The sequence below is a fragment of the Variovorax sp. CCNWLW235 genome (genome assembly GCF_037204085.1).
In the GTDB taxonomy this organism is placed as follows: Bacteria; Pseudomonadota; Gammaproteobacteria; order Burkholderiales; family Burkholderiaceae_C; genus Variovorax.
Window position 1 is genome coordinate 1 of record NZ_JBBCBW010000002.1, and the last position, 17749, is coordinate 17749.

Consider the following 17749-nt stretch of genomic DNA (forward strand, 5'->3'; position numbering starts at 1 on the left):
CTCCCCGCAGCGAAATAAAGGAGGAGCCGAAGGCGGGGGACATTCGCGGAGGGGAGTACCCGGTGGCCTTTGCACGCGCCCTGAACGAACGCGCCACGAACACAAGCAGCCCGCAACACAACGCACGGCGGAGCAACTGACATGAACTACACCGTCAACAGCCACACCACCTATTGCTACACAGGCGGCAAGACCTTCGATGCAAACAAGCCCACCGTGGTGTTCATCCACGGCGTGCTCAACGACCACAGTGTTTGGATCCTGCAAAGCCGCTGGTTCGCCAACCACGGCTGGAACGTGCTGGCGCTCGACCTGCCCGGCCATTGCAAAAGCGAAGGCCCGCCGCCTGCGAGCGTGGAAGACGCGGCGCAGTTCGTTATCGCACTGCTTGATGCGGCCGGCGTACAGAAAGCCGCGCTCGTGGGCCACAGCTTCGGCTCACTGATTGCGCTCGAAGCCGCATCACGCGCGCCCGAACGGGTCACTCATCTTGCATTGGTGGGAACGGCCTATCCGATGACCGTGTCGCCCGCACTGCTCGACGGCGCGCTCAACGATCCGCAGCGCGCCATTGCCATGGTCAACACCTTCTCGCACTCGCTGCTGGCGCCGCCCCCCTCCTCGCTCGGACCGGGCACCTGGCTCTACGGCAGCTCGCGCGCGCTGATGCGCCGCGTGCTCGCGAGCAACCGCAATGCCAACGTGTTCCACATCGGCTTCAAGGCCTGCAACGACTACGCCAATGGCGAAAAAGCCATCGAAGCCGTGCAATGCCCCGTGCTGTTCCTGCTTGGCGATGCCGACCAGATGACGCCGCCGCGCGCCACCAAGGCACTCGCCGGCAAGGCAAAGCAAGGCAAAGTCGTCACGGTGCATGCGGGGCACTCGCTGATGAGCGAGGCACCCGACGAAGTGCTGTTTGCGCTGCGCGACTTTGTGGGTGCGGCGGCGCCAGCAACCGCATGAGCTTCAGCGCCCCGGGGGCGTATCCGGGGCGCCGAAGATCGGTACGTTCATGCGGGGTGCGGTCAGACCGCGAATTCGGCGGGCCGCTTCTCGAGCACGGCCAGCAGCAGGTCGACGTCCAGGCTGGAAGGCTGCGGCGCCTGCAGCGCGCCGAGCATGCGCGAGAGCGTTTCGGCATGCGGCAGCAGTGGGCCCAGAAAGCGGGTGCCCTCGGCGCCGGCGATCAGCAGCGTGGGAAAGGTCTCCACGTCGAACGCATCGGCAATCTCGGCGTGGTCTTCGATGTCGACCCATGCAAAGCGGAATTGCGGGTGCGCCCGCGCCACCTGCTCCAGCAGCGGCCGGTAGTCGCGGCAGGTGCCGCACCACTCGGCGCACAGGCACACGACCCATGGCGCAGCGCCGGCCGGCTCGGCGGATTCGGGGGCGGCGGGAAGAGCGCTCAAAGCTGATGCGGTGAAGGTGTGAATACAAAGCCGCAGTGGTGCGGCCGCGAGGTCGTGGCTATTATGAACAAAGCGCCTTTGGCGCTCAGGAGACTCGCACGATGAACACCACGACTGCCCCGGAATCTGCTGTCGATCCGCGACGTTTCAAGAGCTTTGCGGAGTTCTACCCCTTCTACCTGACCGAGCACGCCAACCGCACCTGCCGGCGCCTGCACTTCGTGGGCTCGACCATTTCGCTGGTGTGCCTGGTGGCCCTGGCGATCACGCTCGATCCGCTCTGGCTGCTGGCCGCGCTGGTCGCAGGCTACGGCCTTGCCTGGATCGGGCATTTCGGTTTCGAGAAGAACCGGCCCGCCTCGTTCAAGCGCCCGCTCTATTCCTTCATGGGCGACTGGGCGATGTACCGCGACATCTGGCTGGGCAAGGTCAAGATCTGATCGCTACTAAATAAGGAGCACATCGCCCAGGCGCAGCGACCGCAGCGGCCCTTTTTGCCACAGGTCTTCGAGCGGCTCGGCGCGGGGCATCAGCAGCTCCCTGAGCAGCGGCTCGATGGGCGTGGACGGATCGGCCAGCAGCACGTAGCGCGGGTCTTCGTTCGGCGTTTCCTCCGCCAGGGGCGCAACCCAGTCGAGCGCCACCAGGGTTTCGAGCACCGGCACCAGTTGCAGCGTGTCCACCCGCATGCGCGTGACGAGTTCGGTCGCGCCCATGCCCTTGGCCGGCGTGGCACGCGCGCGTGCCAGCTGCTGCAGCACTTCCATGGCCAGCTGCAGCGGCCACCCTGCCCGGCCGCCGCGGCGGGCCACGCCGGTCAGCAGGCTGGGCAGATAGGCCGCGATGACCGCCCCCAGCAGCACGATGACCCACGCCACGTAGATCCACACCAGCAGGATCGGCACCGTGGCAAAGGCGCCGTAGAGCACCGAATAGGTCGGCACCAGGCTCAGGTAGTAGCCCAGCACGCGCTTGGCAATTTCGATGGCCGCCGCCACGAAGATGCCGCCGGCCCATGCATGCGACCAGCGCACGTTGGTGTTGGGCACATAGTGATAAAGCGACGCCATGCCCGCCGCCAGCAGCACGAATTCAAAGGTGTCGAAGAACAGCTTCAGGATGCTTCCGCCCACCACGTCGCGCGACGCGGCAAACACATACGAAGTGGTCGACAGGCTCACCGCAAGGATGAGCGGACCGAGCGTGATGGCGGCCCAGTAGATGAGCACACGCTGGGCGAGAGGCCGCGGCGAGCGCACCCGCCAGATGTTGTTGAGCGTCTTGTCGATGGTGAGAATCAGCGCAATGGCGGTGATCAGCAGCACCACCAGGCCCGCAATGCCCAGCCCGCCGGCCTTGCTGGAAAACTGGTTCAGGTAGCCCAGCACCTGGCGCGCAATGTTGTCCGGAATCAGGCTTTCTATGAACCAGCGCTGCAGCCGCCCCTGCAGCTTGGCGAACATCGGAAACACCGTGAAAAGCGCCAGCGCCACCGTGAAGAACGGCACCATTGCAATGGTGGTGGTGAAGGTAAGGCTGCTGGCCGTCAGGCCCAGGCGGTCTTCGCGAAAACGCTCGCCCAGCACCGCCGCGGTGTTGCCCCACGGAAAACGCGAAAGATCCCTCCACAGCTGACGACGATTCATGGCCGGTATCATAAGAACCCGAACCCTCTCCTCGTCTTTGCACACTTCGTGTCGCCAGCTCCGCGGTGTTCCATCCATGCAAATCATCACACCGCACGCCTCTTCTTCCGTCCGCGCCACCCGCTGGCTTGCCGTGGGCAGCCTTGTCGGGCTCATCGTGCTGGGCCTGGCGTGGGAACTGTGGCTGGCACCGCTGCGGCCGGGCGGCTCGCTGCTGGCGCTGAAGGTGCTGCCGCTTGTCATCCCGCTTGCGGGGCTCTACAAGAACCGCATGTACACCTACCGCTGGGTCAGCCTGATGATCTGGCTCTATTTCACCGAGGGCGTGGTGCGCGCATGGAGCGACACCAATGGCGTGGGGCAGGTGCTCGCGCTGGTCGAGGTGCTGCTGTGCCTCATGCTCTTTGCCGCCTGCGCCTGGCATGTGCGGCTGCGCCTTCGCAACGCCAAGGCCGCCCGCCAAATGGAGGCTTCTACCTGATGACGCCAATGACTTCTTCCGCTCCCCTCATCGACCAACTCCGCGCCATCGTCGGCGCCCAGCACGTGCTGAACGAGGGCGACCTCGCCGCCTACGAGCAAGACTGGCGCAAGCGCGCGCGCGGCAAGTCGCTGGCCGTGGTGCGGCCCGCCAACACGCAGCAGGTGGCCGACGTGGTCAAGGCCTGCGCCGCGGCCGGCACGGCCATCGTGCCGCAAGGCGGCAACACCGGGCTGGCAGTGGGTTCCATTCCCGACGACAGCGGCACGCAGGTGGTGCTGAGCCTGCAGCGGCTGAACGCCATCCGCACCGTCGACGCCGCCAACCTCACGATGACGGTGGAGGCCGGCTGCATCCTGCAGACGCTGCAGGAAACGGCCGAGAAGCAAGGCTACCTGTTCCCGCTGAGCCTTGCGGCTGAAGGCAGCTGCACCATCGGCGGCAACCTTGCGACCAATGCCGGCGGCACGCAGGTGGTTCGCTACGGCAACACGCGCGATCTGTGCCTGGGCCTCGAAGTGGTCACGCCGCAGGGTGAAATCTGGGAAGGCACCAGCGGCCTGCGCAAGGACAACACCGGCTACGACCTGCGCGACCTGATGATCGGCAGCGAAGGCACGCTGGGCATCATCACCGCAGCCACGATGAAGCTCTACCCGCTGCCCGCCGCGCAACTCACGGCGTGGGCCGCGGTGCCCTCGCTAGACCATGCGGTCACGCTGCTGGGCCTTGCGCACAAGCACCTGGGCTCGGGCCTCACCGGCTTCGAGGTGATGGGCAAGTTTGCGCTGAGCCTGGTCGACAAGCACATGCCGCAACTGCGCGTGCCGTTCATCGGCGATGAAGCCGTGCCCTACTGCGTGCTGCTCGAGAACTCCGACAACGAATCGGAAGACCATGCGCGTTCGCGCTTCGAGGCGCTGCTCGAAACGGCTTTCGAAGACGGCTGCGTGACCGATGCGGTGGTGGCCGAGAACCTTGCGCAGGCGCACCAGCTCTGGCACATCCGCGAGAGCATTCCGCTTGCGCAGGCCGAAGAGGGCTTGAACATCAAGCACGACATCTCGATTCCCGTCTCCAGCATTCCGGCCTTCGTGGCCGAGACCGATGCGCTGCTGGCGCGCGAGATTGCCGGAGTGCGGCTGGTGAACTTCGGCCACCTGGGCGACGGCAACCTGCACTACAACGTGCAGGCACCCGAGAACATCGACACCAAGGCTTTCCTGAAGAACGAGGAAGAGCGCATCAACACGCTGGTGTACGACGCGGTCGAGAAGTTCGGCGGTTCGTTCTCGGCCGAGCATGGAGTGGGCTCGCTCAAGGTCGACAAGCTCGAGAAGCACAAGTCGCCGGTGGCGCTGGAGATGATGCGCGCCATCAAGCGCGGGCTCGACCCGAAGAACATCCTGAACCCGGGTCGCGTGATCCGCGTCTAAGGCCTGCGGATATTTCTCCCTCCCCTCCCGGGGGAGGGCCGGGGTGGGGGCACGCGGCCTTCAACCCCGCGCTGCGATGAATGCGGGGGCAGCCCCCATCCCAACCTTCCCCCAGCGGGGGAAGGAGCAAGACAAAACACTCAACCTGGAAAGTCTTCGCCGCGCAGCTCGATCGGCTGGCCGTGCGGCGTGCGGTCGGCCGCGTGGTCCCAGGCGTGGCGGTAGCGCGCGAGTTCGTCGCCCGAGCTCGCGCCCTTGCGGGCCACGAGCCCTTCGAGCGCGGCAAGCCAATGCCGGTAATAGGTGTCTCCGGCATCAGGGTCTCCGGCGGCTTGCGCGGCGGTGATCTGCGCGGCAAGCGCTTCGGCCCACTCCACCCAGCTGAACAGGCCGCGCTCGTGCAGCGCGAGCGTCATCGCAAAGGCCTGCGCTTCCCACGGCTCGCGGAACACCGGGCCATCGGCATCGCGCGGCATGCCCGGCGCGAGCGCGAGCGGTGGCACGTCGATCTTCATGCCGGCCTTCATGCGGCCGCCTCCAGGTAGCTTTCCCACGCATCGACCGACACCGAGAGGTTCTGGCGCGGCGCCGCATCGCCCCAGAGCTCGGCTTCCTCAAAGACGACCGTGTAGAGCCACTGCGGCTGTTCACCGAGACCCTGTGCATTCGCGTCGGCGAACACATGCGCGCCGTGCACATGTTCAATGGTGCCGCGCTTGCCCTGCACATAGCCGGGCAACCGCGTGTGATGGTCGGCCTTGCCGATGTGCATGCGCACAGCCTGCCCGACGGCAAAGCGCGCGGGGCCTGGCGCTGCGCGCTCCGTCGGAGAGCCCTTCGCAAGCACCGCGGGCACGTTCTGGGCCTGCAGCACGCGGGCGACCGGCGCGGCCGGATGGCGCATCTCGCCGGACGCGACCTCGTCGGCAAAAACCTGTCCGCGCTGCAGCATCAGCTGCTCGAGCGCTCCCAGCCAGATCTGGTAGTAGCTCAGGTCGCGGTAGTCCGGCAGCGTCTCGCGCATCGCGCGGCTCGCATCGATGTTCCAGGAGCCGGTTGCGCCCATGGCAAGCGTGAGCGCCAGCGCACGCGGCTCCCAGCCGGCGTGGAAGAGTTCGCCCTCGGGCTCGGGCGTCACCGGCCCGAAGCCCGGTTGGCCTCCGAGGTCGGCATGCGTCACGTAGCTCATGCGGTGCTCCTTGCGGCAGTTGGCGAATCGGCAAGCCGCGTGCCGATCATCGAATCGCGCGAAACGAGGGTGGCGAGGTCGTCTTCGCTCCATCCTTCGGTGCCGGCGGGCCTTTGGGGAATCACGAGGTAGCGCACCTCGGCGGTCGAATCCCAGACTCGGATGCGTGTCGTCTCGGGCAGCACCGTGCCGAAATCGGCCAGCACGCCGCGCGGGTCCTTCACGGCGCGCGAACGGTACGGCGCGCTCTTGTACCAGGTGGGCGGCAGGCCGAGCACGGGCCAGGGGTAGCAGCTGCACAGGGTGCAAACGACCATGTGGTGTCGGTCATTGGTGTTCTCTACCGCCACCATGTGCTCGCCCTGGCGACCTGTATAACCGAGCGAGGCAATGGCGGCCGTGGCATCAGCCATCAGCCAGTCGTGGAAGCTTTGGTCGACCCAGGCCCGCGCCACCACCCTTGCCCCGTTGCGCGGCCCGATGCGGGTCTGGTAAGTGTCGATCAGCGCATCGAGCGCGGCGGGGTCGATGTAGCCCTTTTGCGTGAGCACGCTTTCCAGCGCCCGTACGCGCAGGTCCATTTCGCCGAGTTCGCTGTGGTCGTGGGAGTGATCGTGGGAGTGGTCATGGGAGTGGTCGGGGCCGGTCATCTGCCGATGCTAGCGCCGCCCCGTAAAATTCCCAACATGACCTCGACCGCCCGCCCCGTCCGCTCCCAGTACGAAGACTTCATGCGCCACGTGGACACCCACGGGGTGTTCAAGAGCGACCGCACCGGTACGGGCACCAAGAGCGTGTTCGGCCACCAGATGCGCTTCGACCTGAACGAAGGCTTTCCACTGGTCACCACGAAGAAGGTGCACCTGAAGTCCATCATCCAGGAACTGCTGTGGTTTTTAACCGGCTCCAGCAACAACAATTGGCTCAAGGAGCGCGGCGTCACCATCTGGGACGAATGGGCGCGCGAAGACGGCGACCTGGGCCCCGTGTACGGCGTGCAATGGCGCAGTTGGCCCACGCCCGACGGCGGCCACATCGACCAGATCTCCGAAGTCATCAAGACGCTGAAGACCAACCCCGATTCGCGCCGCATCATCGTGAGCGCATGGAACGTGGCCGAGCTCTCGAAGATGGCGCTCATGCCCTGCCATGCCTTCTTCCAGTTCTACGTGGCGCCGCCGCAGGCACCCGGCGAGCGCGGCAAGCTGAGCTGCCAGCTCTACCAGCGCAGCGCCGACATCTTTCTTGGCGTGCCTTTCAACATTGCCAGCTACGCGCTGCTCACGCACATGGTGGCGCAGCAGTGCGACCTCGACGTGGGCGACTTCATCTGGACCGGCGGCGACTGCCACATCTACAGCAACCACGCCGAGCAGGTGGCGCTGCAGCTGAGCCGCACGCCCTACGCGTACCCCACGCTCCACATCAAGCGCAAGCCGGCTTCGATCTTCGACTACCAGTACGAAGACTTCGAAGTGCTCGACTACAAGCACCACGAGGCGATCAAGGCGCCCGTGGCTGTGTGACCGCACTGCTCCGCCCGATATGCCCACACCGCGTTTGCACCTCATCTTCGCCCGCGCCGCCAACGGCGTGATCGGTGCCAAGGGCACCATGCCGTGGCACCTGCCCGAAGACATGGTGCACTTCAAGCAGCAGACGGCCGGCGCGCCGGTCGTCATGGGCCGCAAGACGTGGGATTCGCTGCCGCCGCGCTTCAGGCCGCTGCCCGGGCGGCACAACATCGTCATCAGCCGGCAGGACGACTGGAAAGCCGAAGGCGCGCACCGCGTGGGCAGCCTGCAGGAAGCGCTCGCGCTGTGCGAAGAATCGCAGGTGCCCGATGTATGGGTGATCGGCGGCGCGCAGATCTATGCCGAAGCCGAACCGCTCGCGCAGTACGCCGTGGTGACCGAGCTTGCGCACGACTACGAAGGCGATGCGCACGCGCCCGAACTCTCCCCCGCGGAGTGGCGCGAGACAAAGCGCGAGCCGCACGTCTCGGCCAAGGAAGGCCTCCACTTCAGCTTCGTGACCTACGAACGCGTGGAATCACCCAAGGCATGAGCGGCGGCATCCAACAACGCCCCGCTGTCCCGCCGCTGCGGCGCCGCTCCCTCCTGGCCGGCGCCGCACTGCTTTGCGGCCTGGCACCGATGCGGGCGCTGCAGGCGGCCGAGCGGCTCGAACCCGATGAAGAGGCGCTCTTCATGCCGGGCACGGCGCGCCCCACCAGCGATGGCCGGTTCGAGGTCGACATTCACGCCTGGGTGTACGAACCCGAGCGGCGCTGGGGCCTGAACGCCGCGTTCGCGCGCTACCTGGGCCTGAGCCTGAACAAGCTCTCACCCGCGGCGCGCCTGCGCTTCAACCAGCGCACGGCGCTGTTCCACGCCGAGTCGGAAGAAGGCAAGGTGTTCGAGATCGACTTCGACGGCAGCCCTGCACGCGTGAGTTCGCAGCCTTCGGGCGCCAACGGCCGCATGGACATGCGGATCGTCATCGACGCGCCCAAGGCATCGCCTTCGGACGAATGGCTGAAGTTCCATGCCGTGACCGGCCCCGGCGAGCTGCTGCACCGCTTCAGGGGCCAGGCGCTGATCGTTCCCGCCGAGGGCCTTTCGATCATTTCGGACATCGACGACACCATCAAGCGCACGCAGGTGCGTGACCGGCGCGAGATGCTGCTGAACACGTTTGCACGGCGCTTCGAGGCGGCGCCCGGCATGGCGGCCTACTACCGTGCACTGGCGCAAACGCCCGGCACGCGGTTTCACTATCTTTCGGCCAGCCCGATGCAGCTCTACCCCGCGCTGGCCGACTTCGTTCGCGATGCGGGCTTTCCCACCGGCAGCATGCACCTGCGCGAGAGCACCAGCTGGCGCACGCTGATTCCGGGCGACCAGGATTCGCGCACGCACAAGCTCGGCACCATCGAGCGGCTGCTGGCCGACTTTCCGCACCGCCGGTTCATGCTGGTGGGCGATTCGGGCGAAAGCGACCCCGAAATCTACGGCCAGGTGGCGCGCACCCATCCCAGCCGCATCGACAGCATCGCGATACGCGATGTAACCGGTGAAGACAGCACTTCCGGGCGCTATGCAACGGCATTCGACGGCATCGACCCCGCACGCTGGCAGATTCTTCCCGCCGACAGGGGACCGTCCCCGACGCAGGTCGCGCGGTAAGCGGTTTCAGCCGCCACAAAAATTCAGCACCTTCGTTTCAGGCGTCCGCAAAAACGAACACTTCGGTACACACCCAAAAGTCGTGCGCGGCGCAGGGATTAGGCACAAACGTGATTTTTTCCGCAAAATGTTTGTACCGCCATCTAGACAAGGAGACGGCTCATGTCCATGGAGTTTCTTCGCGTCATCGCCGAACAGAAATTGCCATACGTCGTCCACACGCCAGCAGACATCGACAGGGTGCGCGTGCTGCGTGCGGCCGAGCTGGTGACCGCTTTCATCCCGCCGTCCACCGGCCACGCGCCGGACGACCGCGCGATACGCCATCTCGCCCAGGTGGAATCGATCACCGCCAAGGGCAAGCTGGCGCTGAACAAGGCCACCTCGGCCTTCATCGAGCTCTGAGCTTCGCGGCCTCGAACCCCAGCCGCTTCATCGCGGCACCCGGACTGACTGCGGCCTTCGCATAGCCGGCCCACGGGTCGTTGCCGCGGTCGAGCCGGGCATGGATGTTTCGGAGCGTCCACTGCGCGCCGCTTGCCAGCGTGGGCACCTCGGCCCACTCCACCGGCACCGACACCCCCATGCCCGGACGCGCACGCACCGACCATGCGCACACCGTGGTGGCACCGAAGCCGTTGCGCAGGTAGTCGATGAAGATGCGGCCGACGCGATTGCTCGGGCCGCTCTTGGCAACGAACATCTGCGGCACCGTGCGGGCCATGTGCCGCACGATGGCCTGCGAAAAATCCTTGACCGTGTCCCAGTCGTACTGCCGCTTGAGCGGCACGACCACATGCAGCCCCTTGCCGCCGCTGGTCTTGCAGAAAGACGGCAGGCCAAGTTCGTCGAGCACCACGCGCATCAGCTCCGTCGCCTGCAGCACCATGGGCCAGCCGACGCCCTCGCCCGGGTCCAGGTCGAAGGTCATGCGGTCGGGCTTGCCGATGAGCGTCTTCACTGCGTTCCAGGTGTGGAGCTCGATGACGTTCATCTGCGCCGCGCTCAACAGACCGAGCGGATTGGCCACTTCGATGAGCTCGGGGTGCGCGGGCCACAGCGCCGGATCGAGCTGCCGCACACCGGCCATCTGGCCCTCGTCGAGGTGCTTCTGAAAGAACAGCTGCCCCTTGATGCCCTGCGGCGCACGCACGAAAGACACCGGCCGGCTCTTCAGGTGCTCCATCATCAGCGGCGCGACAAGGCCGTAGAAGCGCACCACCTCGACCTTGGTGATGCCGGTGGTCGGGTCGACCACGCGGTCGGCATGCGACACCTTGAAGTTGGCCGGCATCGTGGCCGAAGGCTCGGGCCCGGCATCCGCTGCAGGCTTGGCCTTCGGCTGGTGAACCGGCTTCTCGCGGATGATGGCCTTGGCCGGCTTGTCGGTGCGCACGCTGTGGAACACCGGGTGCCGCACATGGCCGTCCTTCGTCCATTCCGAAAAAGTGACTTCGGCCAGCAGCACCGGCTTGACCCAATGCGCGCGGCGGTCGTTCTCCGTCGGGTCCTTGAACGGACGCTTGTCGGTGCCGAGCGGCTTCAGCCTCTCGAGCATTTCATTGAGCGTGCGGCCGTTGAAGCCCGCGCCCACCGCGCCCGAATAAACAAGGTCGCCCTTTTCGTCGTGCACGCCGATCAGCAGTGCGCCAATGCCCACGCGCGAGCCCTTCGGATCGGTATAGCCGCCGATCACGAACTCCTGCCGCCGCGAGCACTTGAGCTTGATCCAGTCGGGTGAGCGGCGCGACGCATAGGTGCTGTTCTTGCGCTTGCCGATCACGCCCTCCAGCCCGATCTTGCAGGCCGACGCCACGATGTCTTCGGGCGGCGCATCGAAGATTTCGCTGAAGCGGATTTCAGGCGGCGCCTTGGCAAGCAGCGACTGCAGCAAGGCCCGCCGCTCCACGAGCGGCACGCCGGTGAGGTCGAAGCCGTCGTAGTACGGCAGGTCGAAAAGAAAGTAGACGATGTTGCTCGTCTTCTCCTTGTCGAACGCGTTCTGCAAGGCTTGAAAGTCGGTGCTTCCGGATTCGTTGAGCACCACGATCTCGCCGTCGAGCCAACCGGGCTTGAGCTTCATCGCCTTGATGGCGCGCACCAGCTGCGGCATGCGGCTGCTCCAGTCGTGCCCGTTGCGCGTGATGAGCTGCACCTCTTTCTTCGCGTCGATTCGCGCGAGCAGGCGATACCCGTCGAACTTGATTTCGTAGAACCAGTTGTCGGGGTCGGCCGGCGGGCCGTCGACCAGCGTGGCAAGCAGCGGTGAAAGCTTGTCGGGCATGGCGGTCTTCACCGCATCGGCCGGCATGCCGCTGCCCGCTGCCTTGCCGCGTTTTTTACGTGCAGGTGTCGCCTCTGCCGTGGGCGCCGCGGCCGCGGCGCCGGGCGTGGGCATCGGCATCTCCGCCACGCTGTCCGGAAACTGGTCGACCACGCTGAACTCGGCGGCCGGACGGGCGTAGTCGTCGTGCTCCTTGATCAGCAGCCACGCATCCTGCTTGTCGTCCTTGCTGCTGTGCATGCGCACCAGCGCCCACTTGCCGCGGAGCTTGTAGCCGTGCAGTTCGAACTTGAGGTTGCCCGCCTTGTAGCCCTTGCGCGCATCGCCGATAGGCGTCCAGGTGCCCTTGTCCCAGATGATCACCTTGCCCGCGCCGTACTGCCTGGGCGGTATCACCCCTTCGAACTGGTTGTACGAAATGGGGTGGTCCTCGACGTGCACGGCCATTCGCTTGTCGTGCGTGTCGTAGCTCGGGCCCTTGGGCACCGCCCAGCTTTTCATCGCGCCGTCGAGCTCGATGCGAAAGTCGTAGTGCAGCCGGCTTGCCCAGTGTTTCTGCACCACGAACTGCAGCGTGCCGGGCGCCGATGCACCGCCTTCCTCCGGCTCGGGCGTGACGCCGAAGTTGCGCTTCTCCTTGTAGCGCTTCAGCGGGTTTGCGCGCGCCATGGTGTGTCGCTCCCCGCGTCCTGCGGATGGCTCGCCGCATAGCGTTCGAGCAAGAGGTAAAGCACGACGCCGCCGGCCAGCGGCAGCAGGTAGTAGAGCGCGCGGTACGCCAGCACGGCGCCCATCAACGCGCCCTGCCGCACGGTGCCCGAGAGCAGCGCCAGGTACACCGCCTCGAGCACGCCCAGCCCGGCCGGAATGGGAGTGATCACCCCGACGATGGAAGCGGCGAGCAGCACGCTCAACGTGGTCGCATACGGCACCTGCCGGCCCAGCAGCAGGTACATGGCGCAACCCATCAACGCCCAGTTGGCGGTGGAAAGCGTGAGCTGCACGAGCGCGAGCTGCGCTGAGGGAAGCTTCAGCCGCCGCCCCCTCACCTGCCATTGCCGCCCGCGCGAGAACGCACAGGCCACCACGTAGGCCGCGGCCAGCAGGATCATCGCCACGCCAAGCACGCGCAGTGCGTCCGTCCCGATGTTGGCCTGGCGCGGCGGCGTGATGGCGCCCGCCGCAAACAGGCCACCCGCCAGCAGCCCGTAGCCCAGCCAGTTGGTCGCCAGGCTGATGCCGACGATCTGCGCCACGGTGGTTTCGTCCACCCCGGCGCGCGCATAGAGCCGTGCACGCAGCGCAATGCCGCCCACCAGAGACCCGAGGTTGAGATTGAAGGCATAGCTCGTGACGGCGATGGCCCAGGTGCGCCAGCGCGGCACGCGGTGGCGCGTGTGCCGCCTGCCGATGAGGTCGAAGCATCCGTAAAGCGCATGGCTCGCGGTTGCAATGCCCAGCACGCCGAGCAGCAGCGTGGCGGGGTAGCGCTGCAACGCATGCCAAGCGCCGGCCCAATCTACCTTGTGCGCATGCGAAAGCAGCAGGCCCAGCACCGCGAGCCCGAGCAGCGGCAGCAGCCAGCGGCGGCAGCGCCGCCACAGAGACGGCCTCGCGGTGGAGGGGCCGGGCGCCGAGAGCGTGGTGGCGTCGTGATTCATGGTGTTGCTACAGAACGGAGACCAGCGCCGCAAGGTCGAGCGGCTTGAGCAGGTGGTGGTCGAACCCGGCCATGGCAATGCGGTCCTTGTCGCCCTGCTGGCCCCAGCCGGTCAGTGCGACAAGGATCAGCCCCTTGAGCGCGGGATTGGCGCGCAGCTTGATGGCCAGCTCGCAGCCGTCCATGCCCGGCATGCCGATGTCCAGGATCGCAAGTCCGGGCAGCACGCCTTCGGCCACCGCGCGCAGCGCCGCGTCGCCGCTGTAGGCCACGTGGGTCGAGGCTCCGAGCGACTGCAGCAGGTCGCTGAGTGCATCGGCCGCATCGCGGTTGTCGTCCACGATCAGCACCGTGCTGGGCAGCGAGGGCGGCCAGCCGCCAACGGCCGTCGCCGGCGGCTTGGGCACGCCCGAGCCGATGCGAGTGAGCGGCAGGCGCACGCAGAACATCGCGCCCCGGCCCAGGCCCGCACTGATGGCTTCGACGCTGCCGCCGTGCAGTTCGACCAGGCTCTTCACCAGCGTGAGCCCGATGCCCAACCCGCCCTGCGCCGCCTTGGAGGTGCCGCTGACCTGAACGAACATCTCGAAGATCGACTTCAGCATTTCGGGCGCAATGCCGGTTCCGTTGTCCCACACCTCGACCACGGCTTGCCGCCCTTCCTCGCGCAGCGCAATCCTGATCTTGCCGCCCGGGGCCGTGTACTTGGCAGCGTTGTTGAGCAGGTTCGAAAACACCTGCGTCAGCCGCACGCCGTCGCCCCGCACCACCAGCGGGTCGGCGCACAGCTCCGTGGTCAGCTCGTGCTTCGCGCCTTCGAGCAACGGGCGGCTCAGTTCGATCGCATCTTTTATGACCGATTCGAGCGCCACCGCCTCCATGCGCAGTTCGATCTTGCCGCGCGTGATGCGCGAGACCTCCATCAGGTCGTTCACAAGCCGCACCATGTGCTCGATCTGCCGGCCCATCAACTCGTAGTAGCGCATGGCTTCCGCGGCCTCATGCGGCTTTCGCATCAGCAGGGTGAGCGCGGTGCTCATCGGCGCGAGCGGATTGCGCAACTCATGCGCCAGCGTGGCAAGAAACTCGGTCTTGCGCTGGTCGGCTTCGCGCAGCCCGTCGAGCAGGTCGCGCAGCTGGTATTGGCGGTTGCGCGCGCGCAGCGCCGTGCGCACCGTGCTGATGAGCGACGCCACCCGCATCGGGCGCTCGATGACCGTGACATTCGCGAGCTTGTCCATGGCCTCGGCAATGACGCGTGAGTCCGCGCCCTGGCGGGCAAGAATGAGCACCGGAACGTCGGACCATGGCGCCTGCGAACCCAGCACCTCGTTCAGCGCAGCCGCGGCCGGGTCGGCCAGCACCTCTTCCGCCAGCATGATGGCGCCCGCGCCCTCCTGCAGCTCGCGCACCAGCTCGCACAGGTTCGCGCAGGAGCGCGTGTCGATCTGCGCGCGAGCCAGGACGGAATTGGCCATGAAGGCGTCCCTGGAGGTCGCGGTTCGCAACAGGATGCGCTGCTCGACGGGTGCCGGTGCTGCGCTCACGATTGGGGCTGCACGCCGTCGATGGGAATCGGAATGCCCGACAGGATGCCCCTGAAGTTACGCAGCGGCTCGCCGATCTTCAGGCCCGTGGCAGTCATGGAAAAATCGCGGATGGTCCGCTCATGCGCCCCGCCGCGCTTCTTCAGCACCGAGATCGCCTGCCGCACTTCGCCGTCGAGCTCGAAGTACCGCAGCAGCACCACGGCGTCGGCCAGGTAGCTCGCATCCACGGGTGTCTGCATCTGCATGCCGATGAGGCCGTGCTGCGCGCCAACCAGCAGCGTGGCCACGCCCGCCTGACCCAGGTAGGAGAGCAGTTCGTGCAGCTGCGCAATCAGAAAACGCTCGTCGGGCATGGCGTTGAGATAGCCGTTCAGGCTGTCGATCACCACCACCGCCGCCCCGGATTCCACCACCGCCAGCCGGATCAGGTGCACGAACTCGCCGGGCGACAACTCGGCAGGGTCGACCTGCCGCACCTTGATGCGGCCGCCATCGATGTGCGGCCCCAGGTCCATTCCCATGCTTTCGCAGCGGGTGCGCAAGGTATGAATGCTCTCGTCGAAAACGAAGAGCGCCGCGCACTCGCCGCGCTGCGCGGCGGCAAGCGCGAACTGCACCGCCACGGTCGACTTGCCCGTACCCGGCGCTCCGACGAACAGCGTGCTCGTTCCCCTCTCTATACCGCCGCCCAGCAAGGCGTCGAGCGACTCGATGCCGCTCGGAATCCGCACCTGCGTGAGCGCCGCCGAATGTTCGGCCGCCACCAGGCGGGGAAACACGCGCAGCCCACCGCGCTCGATGCGGTAGTCGTGATAGCCGCCGCGAAACTGCTGGCCGCGGTATTTGCTGACCACCAGCCGGCGCCGCGCGGCGCCGTAGTCGGAGCTGATCTGCTCCAGCCGCAGCACGGCATGGGCAATGCTTTGCACCTGCAGGTCGTGCTTCATGGCGGTCATGTCGTCGAGCAGCAGCACGGTGCACTGCCGGCCCGCAAAGAACTGCTTGAGCGCCAGGATCTGCCGCCTGTAGCGCAGCGAACTTCCCGCCAAGAGGCGCAGCTCGGAGAGCGAATCGAACACGACCCGCGAGGGCTTGATCACATCGACATCCGACAGGATCCGCAGCGTGGTTTCGCTGAGCTCGACCTCCGAGGGATGGAACATCGTGTACTGCTCGTCGGGCTCCAGTGCGGTTTCCGAAGGCAGCATTTCGCGCACCTCGATGCCGCTCAGGTCCCACCCGTGCGAATCCGCAACGCCCCTGAGCTCATTCGCCGTTTCCGACAGCGTGACGTACAGCACCGATTCGCCGCGCTTGGCCCCTTCGATCAGGAACTGGAGGGCGATGGTGGTCTTGCCCGCGCCGGGCGTGCCTTCGACCAGGTAAAGGCGATTGGCGGTGAGCCCGCCTCCAAGAACATCGTCGAGGCCGGGCACGCCGACCTTCATCAGGCTTTCCTGCATGGCCGCCCCGGCCGCGCGGTCTTGTTTCATTTTTTCCTCCATCGTATGGGGCAGACGGTCTTTTTCTGCCCTGTTGTCTGCTTGCGATCTGCCTGCGGGGAAACGACTTCGCAGGCCGGGCCATCAATGCCCGCAGGAGGATTTTTAGCGGCGGCGCCGGGCCCCAGCTGTAGGGCGCCGCCTTTTTCGCGAGAGGACAAAGCGCCCGCCGCTCAGGACTTTTCAGGCGTCTTGTGCTCGGCCTCGCCCGGGTCTTCGAGCTTCTTGTTCTGCACCTTCTTCATCATTTCCTCGCCCTCGGTGTCGCTGCCGTCGGTGGGGACGGACTCCTCCTGCGTGATCTCGGGTTCGTCGGGGGAACGCTTCGGGCGCGGGGCCGGCGGCGGTGTTGGCGTGTTCATGCGGCAATCTCCTGAATGAAGGCCGACAGTGGCGCAAGCGCCGGGCCGGAGCGCTCAGGCAAAGGCGGCAGCGCGGGTCAGCCAAGGCCGACGATGCGGCCGGCGCCTCAGGCGCGCGCGACGGTTTCCACCGGCGCTTCGCTCGCCTCGATGAAAAGCCGGCGGATCATCGGAAAGCGCGCGCGCACCTGCCCTTCGATGGCCGAGATGGCGTCGGCTGCCTCGCCAGTGGCCGTGCCCTCCTTGAAGTTCACGTCGACGATGGCCAGCACCTCGTCGGGGCCGATGTACATCGACAGCACGTGGCCGACGTCGCTGACGCTGGGCTGCTCCATGGCCAGGCTGCGAATGGCCCGCGCCGTCTCGGGGCGGATGCCTTCGCCGATGAGCAGCCCGCGCGCCTGGCCGATCAGCAGCACCGCCACGCCGGCCAGCAACAGGCCGATCACCACCGAGGCCGCGCCGTCGAGCTCGGGCATGCCGAAGCGGTGGCTCAGGTAGATGCCCAGCGCGGCCACCGCCAGGCCGATGAGCGCCGCGGAGTCTTCGGCCAGCACGGTATAGGTGGTCGGGTCCTTGCTTTGCCCGAGCGCGCGCCAGAAAGGCACGCCCCGCGCCTGGGCGCGGAATTGCCGCAACGCAATGAGAAAGCTGGTGCCTTCGAACACGAAGGCCAGGGCCAGCACGACGTAGTTCCAGGTTGGGTCGCGCATCGGCTCCGGCTTGCGGATGTGCTGGATGCCTTCGTAGAAAGACACCCCGCCGCCCAGCCCGAAGATGAGCACCGCGACGATCAGGCTCCAGAAGTAGAGCTCCTTGCCATGGCCGAACGGATGCTCGGGCGTTGCGGGCCGCTGGCTCAGCCTGATGCCCACCAGCAGCAATACGCCGTTGAAGGTGTCGACTGCCGAGTGGATGCCTTCCGACAACATGGCCGAACTGCCGGTGATGCCGGCCACCACGAACTTGGTCGCGGCAATGGCCACGTTGGCGCCGATCGCGCCGTAGATGGCAACCTTGGATTCAGCCATCCATCAGG

Annotated in this window: 19 protein-coding genes; 8 read left to right on the top strand and 11 right to left on the bottom strand. The window is 66.5% G+C overall.

The features are described 5' to 3' along the window. The first annotated feature begins 141 nt into the window (after positions 1-141). The gene (locus V9L21_RS02505; protein ID WP_337308874.1) at positions 142-966 is read left to right on the top strand and encodes an alpha/beta fold hydrolase; all 825 of its coding nucleotides are present in this window, start codon (positions 142-144) and stop codon (positions 964-966) included. 62 nt (positions 967-1028) lie between these two features. On the opposite strand, the gene V9L21_RS02510 is transcribed toward V9L21_RS02505, so the two are convergent. Beyond that, complete coding sequence (locus V9L21_RS02510) at positions 1029-1412, bottom strand: thioredoxin family protein (protein ID WP_281149902.1); 384 nt, start codon at positions 1410-1412, stop codon at positions 1029-1031. Positions 1413-1513: 101 nt separating this feature from the next. Between V9L21_RS02510 and V9L21_RS02515 the strand changes: the two genes are divergently transcribed. Continuing rightward, entirely contained in the window at positions 1514-1852 is a 339-nt protein-coding gene (locus tag V9L21_RS02515) for an Mpo1-like protein (RefSeq protein WP_337308877.1), read from the top strand. 6 nt (positions 1853-1858) lie between these two features. Here V9L21_RS02515 and V9L21_RS02520 read toward each other — a convergent pair whose 3' ends face one another. Then, entirely contained in the window at positions 1859-3070 is a 1212-nt protein-coding gene (locus V9L21_RS02520) for a YihY family inner membrane protein (protein ID WP_337308879.1), read from the bottom strand. 64 nt (positions 3071-3134) lie between these two features. Here V9L21_RS02520 and V9L21_RS02525 point away from each other — a divergent pair, with 64 nt between their 5' ends. Both V9L21_RS02525 and V9L21_RS02530 read left to right on the top strand, forming a co-directional pair. Further along, positions 3135-3539: a DUF2069 domain-containing protein gene (locus V9L21_RS02525; protein WP_337308881.1), complete on the top strand. Its 405-nt coding sequence runs from the start codon at positions 3135-3137 to the stop codon at positions 3537-3539. Positions 3540-3547: 8 nt separating this feature from the next. Continuing rightward, the gene (locus V9L21_RS02530) at positions 3548-4975 is read left to right on the top strand and encodes an FAD-binding oxidoreductase (protein WP_337308883.1); all 1428 of its coding nucleotides are present in this window, start codon (positions 3548-3550) and stop codon (positions 4973-4975) included. A gap of 140 nt (positions 4976-5115) precedes the next feature. Here V9L21_RS02530 and V9L21_RS02535 read toward each other — a convergent pair whose 3' ends face one another. From V9L21_RS02535 to nthA, 3 genes are read right to left on the bottom strand one after another with little or no spacing between them, the layout of a single operon-like run. Next, entirely contained in the window at positions 5116-5490 is a 375-nt protein-coding gene (locus V9L21_RS02535) for a nitrile hydratase accessory protein (protein ID WP_337309574.1), read from the bottom strand. A gap of 8 nt (positions 5491-5498) precedes the next feature. Then, entirely contained in the window at positions 5499-6164 is a 666-nt protein-coding gene (gene nthB, locus V9L21_RS02540; RefSeq protein ID WP_337308885.1) for a nitrile hydratase subunit beta, read from the bottom strand. Further along, complete coding sequence (gene nthA, locus V9L21_RS02545) at positions 6161-6814, bottom strand: nitrile hydratase subunit alpha (RefSeq protein WP_337308887.1); 654 nt, start codon at positions 6812-6814, stop codon at positions 6161-6163. The genes nthB and nthA overlap by 4 nt, the downstream gene beginning before the upstream one ends. Positions 6815-6850: 36 nt before the next feature. On the opposite strand from nthA, the gene V9L21_RS02550 reads away from it, so the two are divergent. The 4 genes from V9L21_RS02550 (at position 6851) to V9L21_RS02565 (ending at position 9757) form a co-directional block, all read left to right on the top strand. Continuing rightward, entirely contained in the window at positions 6851-7690 is an 840-nt protein-coding gene (locus V9L21_RS02550) for a thymidylate synthase (RefSeq protein ID WP_157613028.1), read from the top strand. 19 nt (positions 7691-7709) lie between these two features. After that, positions 7710-8231 (top strand): dihydrofolate reductase, encoded by a 522-nt coding sequence (locus tag V9L21_RS02555; protein WP_337308890.1) that lies wholly within the window; start codon positions 7710-7712, stop codon positions 8229-8231. After that, the gene (locus V9L21_RS02560) at positions 8228-9352 is read left to right on the top strand and encodes a phosphatidate phosphatase App1 family protein (RefSeq protein ID WP_337308892.1); all 1125 of its coding nucleotides are present in this window, start codon (positions 8228-8230) and stop codon (positions 9350-9352) included. The genes V9L21_RS02555 and V9L21_RS02560 overlap by 4 nt, the downstream gene beginning before the upstream one ends. Positions 9353-9514: 162 nt before the next feature. Beyond that, on the top strand, positions 9515-9757 hold the full coding sequence (locus V9L21_RS02565) for a hypothetical protein (RefSeq protein WP_337308894.1): 243 nt from the start codon (positions 9515-9517) through the stop codon (positions 9755-9757). On the opposite strand, the gene ligD is transcribed toward V9L21_RS02565, so the two are convergent. The 6 genes from ligD to V9L21_RS02595 all read right to left on the bottom strand — a co-directional run bounded on the left by ligD (position 9744) and on the right by V9L21_RS02595 (position 17741). After that, positions 9744-12305, bottom strand: coding sequence for a DNA ligase D (gene ligD, locus V9L21_RS02570; RefSeq protein ID WP_337308896.1), 2562 nt, complete (start codon positions 12303-12305; stop codon positions 9744-9746). The two genes, V9L21_RS02565 and ligD, sit on opposite strands and share 14 nt — an antisense overlap. Continuing rightward, positions 12284-13297, bottom strand: a complete 1014-nt coding sequence (locus V9L21_RS02575) for a lysylphosphatidylglycerol synthase domain-containing protein (protein ID WP_337308897.1) — start codon at positions 13295-13297, stop codon at positions 12284-12286. The genes ligD and V9L21_RS02575 overlap by 22 nt, the downstream gene beginning before the upstream one ends. A 7-nt stretch (positions 13298-13304) precedes the next feature. Further along, the gene (locus tag V9L21_RS02580) at positions 13305-14774 is read right to left on the bottom strand and encodes an ATP-binding protein (RefSeq protein ID WP_337308899.1); all 1470 of its coding nucleotides are present in this window, start codon (positions 14772-14774) and stop codon (positions 13305-13307) included. A 65-nt stretch (positions 14775-14839) separates the two neighbouring features. Then, positions 14840-16339: an ATPase domain-containing protein gene (locus V9L21_RS02585; RefSeq protein WP_337308901.1), complete on the bottom strand. Its 1500-nt coding sequence runs from the start codon at positions 16337-16339 to the stop codon at positions 14840-14842. Between the two features lie 182 nt (positions 16340-16521). Further along, positions 16522-16710, bottom strand: coding sequence for a hypothetical protein (locus tag V9L21_RS02590; protein WP_337308902.1), 189 nt, complete (start codon positions 16708-16710; stop codon positions 16522-16524). A gap of 107 nt (positions 16711-16817) precedes the next feature. Further along, positions 16818-17741: a cation diffusion facilitator family transporter gene (locus V9L21_RS02595; protein ID WP_337308904.1), complete on the bottom strand. Its 924-nt coding sequence runs from the start codon at positions 17739-17741 to the stop codon at positions 16818-16820. Positions 17742-17749 lie beyond the last annotated feature (8 nt).

Bases quoted from the DNA above. Each gene is read 5' to 3' on its own strand.
- V9L21_RS02505 (WP_337308874.1), top strand. From the start codon at position 142: ATGAACTACACCGTCAACAGCCACACCACCTATTGCTACACAGGCGGC.
- V9L21_RS02515 (WP_337308877.1), top strand. From the start codon at position 1,514: ATGAACACCACGACTGCCCCGGAATCTGCTGTCGATCCGCGACGTTTC.
- V9L21_RS02520 (WP_337308879.1), bottom strand. From the start codon at position 3,070: ATGATACCGGCCATGAATCGTCGTCAGCTGTGGAGGGATCTTTCGCGT.
- V9L21_RS02525 (WP_337308881.1), top strand. From the start codon at position 3,135: ATGCAAATCATCACACCGCACGCCTCTTCTTCCGTCCGCGCCACCCGC.
- V9L21_RS02530 (WP_337308883.1), top strand. From the start codon at position 3,548: ATGACTTCTTCCGCTCCCCTCATCGACCAACTCCGCGCCATCGTCGGC.
- V9L21_RS02535 (WP_337309574.1), bottom strand. From the start codon at position 5,490: ATGAAGATCGACGTGCCACCGCTCGCGCTCGCGCCGGGCATGCCGCGC.
- nthB (WP_337308885.1), bottom strand. From the start codon at position 6,164: ATGAGCTACGTGACGCATGCCGACCTCGGAGGCCAACCGGGCTTCGGG.
- nthA (WP_337308887.1), bottom strand. From the start codon at position 6,814: ATGACCGGCCCCGACCACTCCCATGACCACTCCCACGATCACTCCCAC.
- V9L21_RS02550 (WP_157613028.1), top strand. From the start codon at position 6,851: ATGACCTCGACCGCCCGCCCCGTCCGCTCCCAGTACGAAGACTTCATG.
- V9L21_RS02555 (WP_337308890.1), top strand. From the start codon at position 7,710: ATGCCCACACCGCGTTTGCACCTCATCTTCGCCCGCGCCGCCAACGGC.
- V9L21_RS02560 (WP_337308892.1), top strand. From the start codon at position 8,228: ATGAGCGGCGGCATCCAACAACGCCCCGCTGTCCCGCCGCTGCGGCGC.
- V9L21_RS02565 (WP_337308894.1), top strand. From the start codon at position 9,515: ATGTCCATGGAGTTTCTTCGCGTCATCGCCGAACAGAAATTGCCATAC.
- ligD (WP_337308896.1), bottom strand. From the start codon at position 12,305: ATGGCGCGCGCAAACCCGCTGAAGCGCTACAAGGAGAAGCGCAACTTC.
- V9L21_RS02575 (WP_337308897.1), bottom strand. From the start codon at position 13,297: ATGAATCACGACGCCACCACGCTCTCGGCGCCCGGCCCCTCCACCGCG.
- V9L21_RS02580 (WP_337308899.1), bottom strand. From the start codon at position 14,774: ATGGCCAATTCCGTCCTGGCTCGCGCGCAGATCGACACGCGCTCCTGC.
- V9L21_RS02585 (WP_337308901.1), bottom strand. From the start codon at position 16,339: ATGAAACAAGACCGCGCGGCCGGGGCGGCCATGCAGGAAAGCCTGATG.
- V9L21_RS02590 (WP_337308902.1), bottom strand. From the start codon at position 16,710: ATGAACACGCCAACACCGCCGCCGGCCCCGCGCCCGAAGCGTTCCCCC.
- V9L21_RS02595 (WP_337308904.1), bottom strand. From the start codon at position 17,741: ATGGCTGAATCCAAGGTTGCCATCTACGGCGCGATCGGCGCCAACGTG.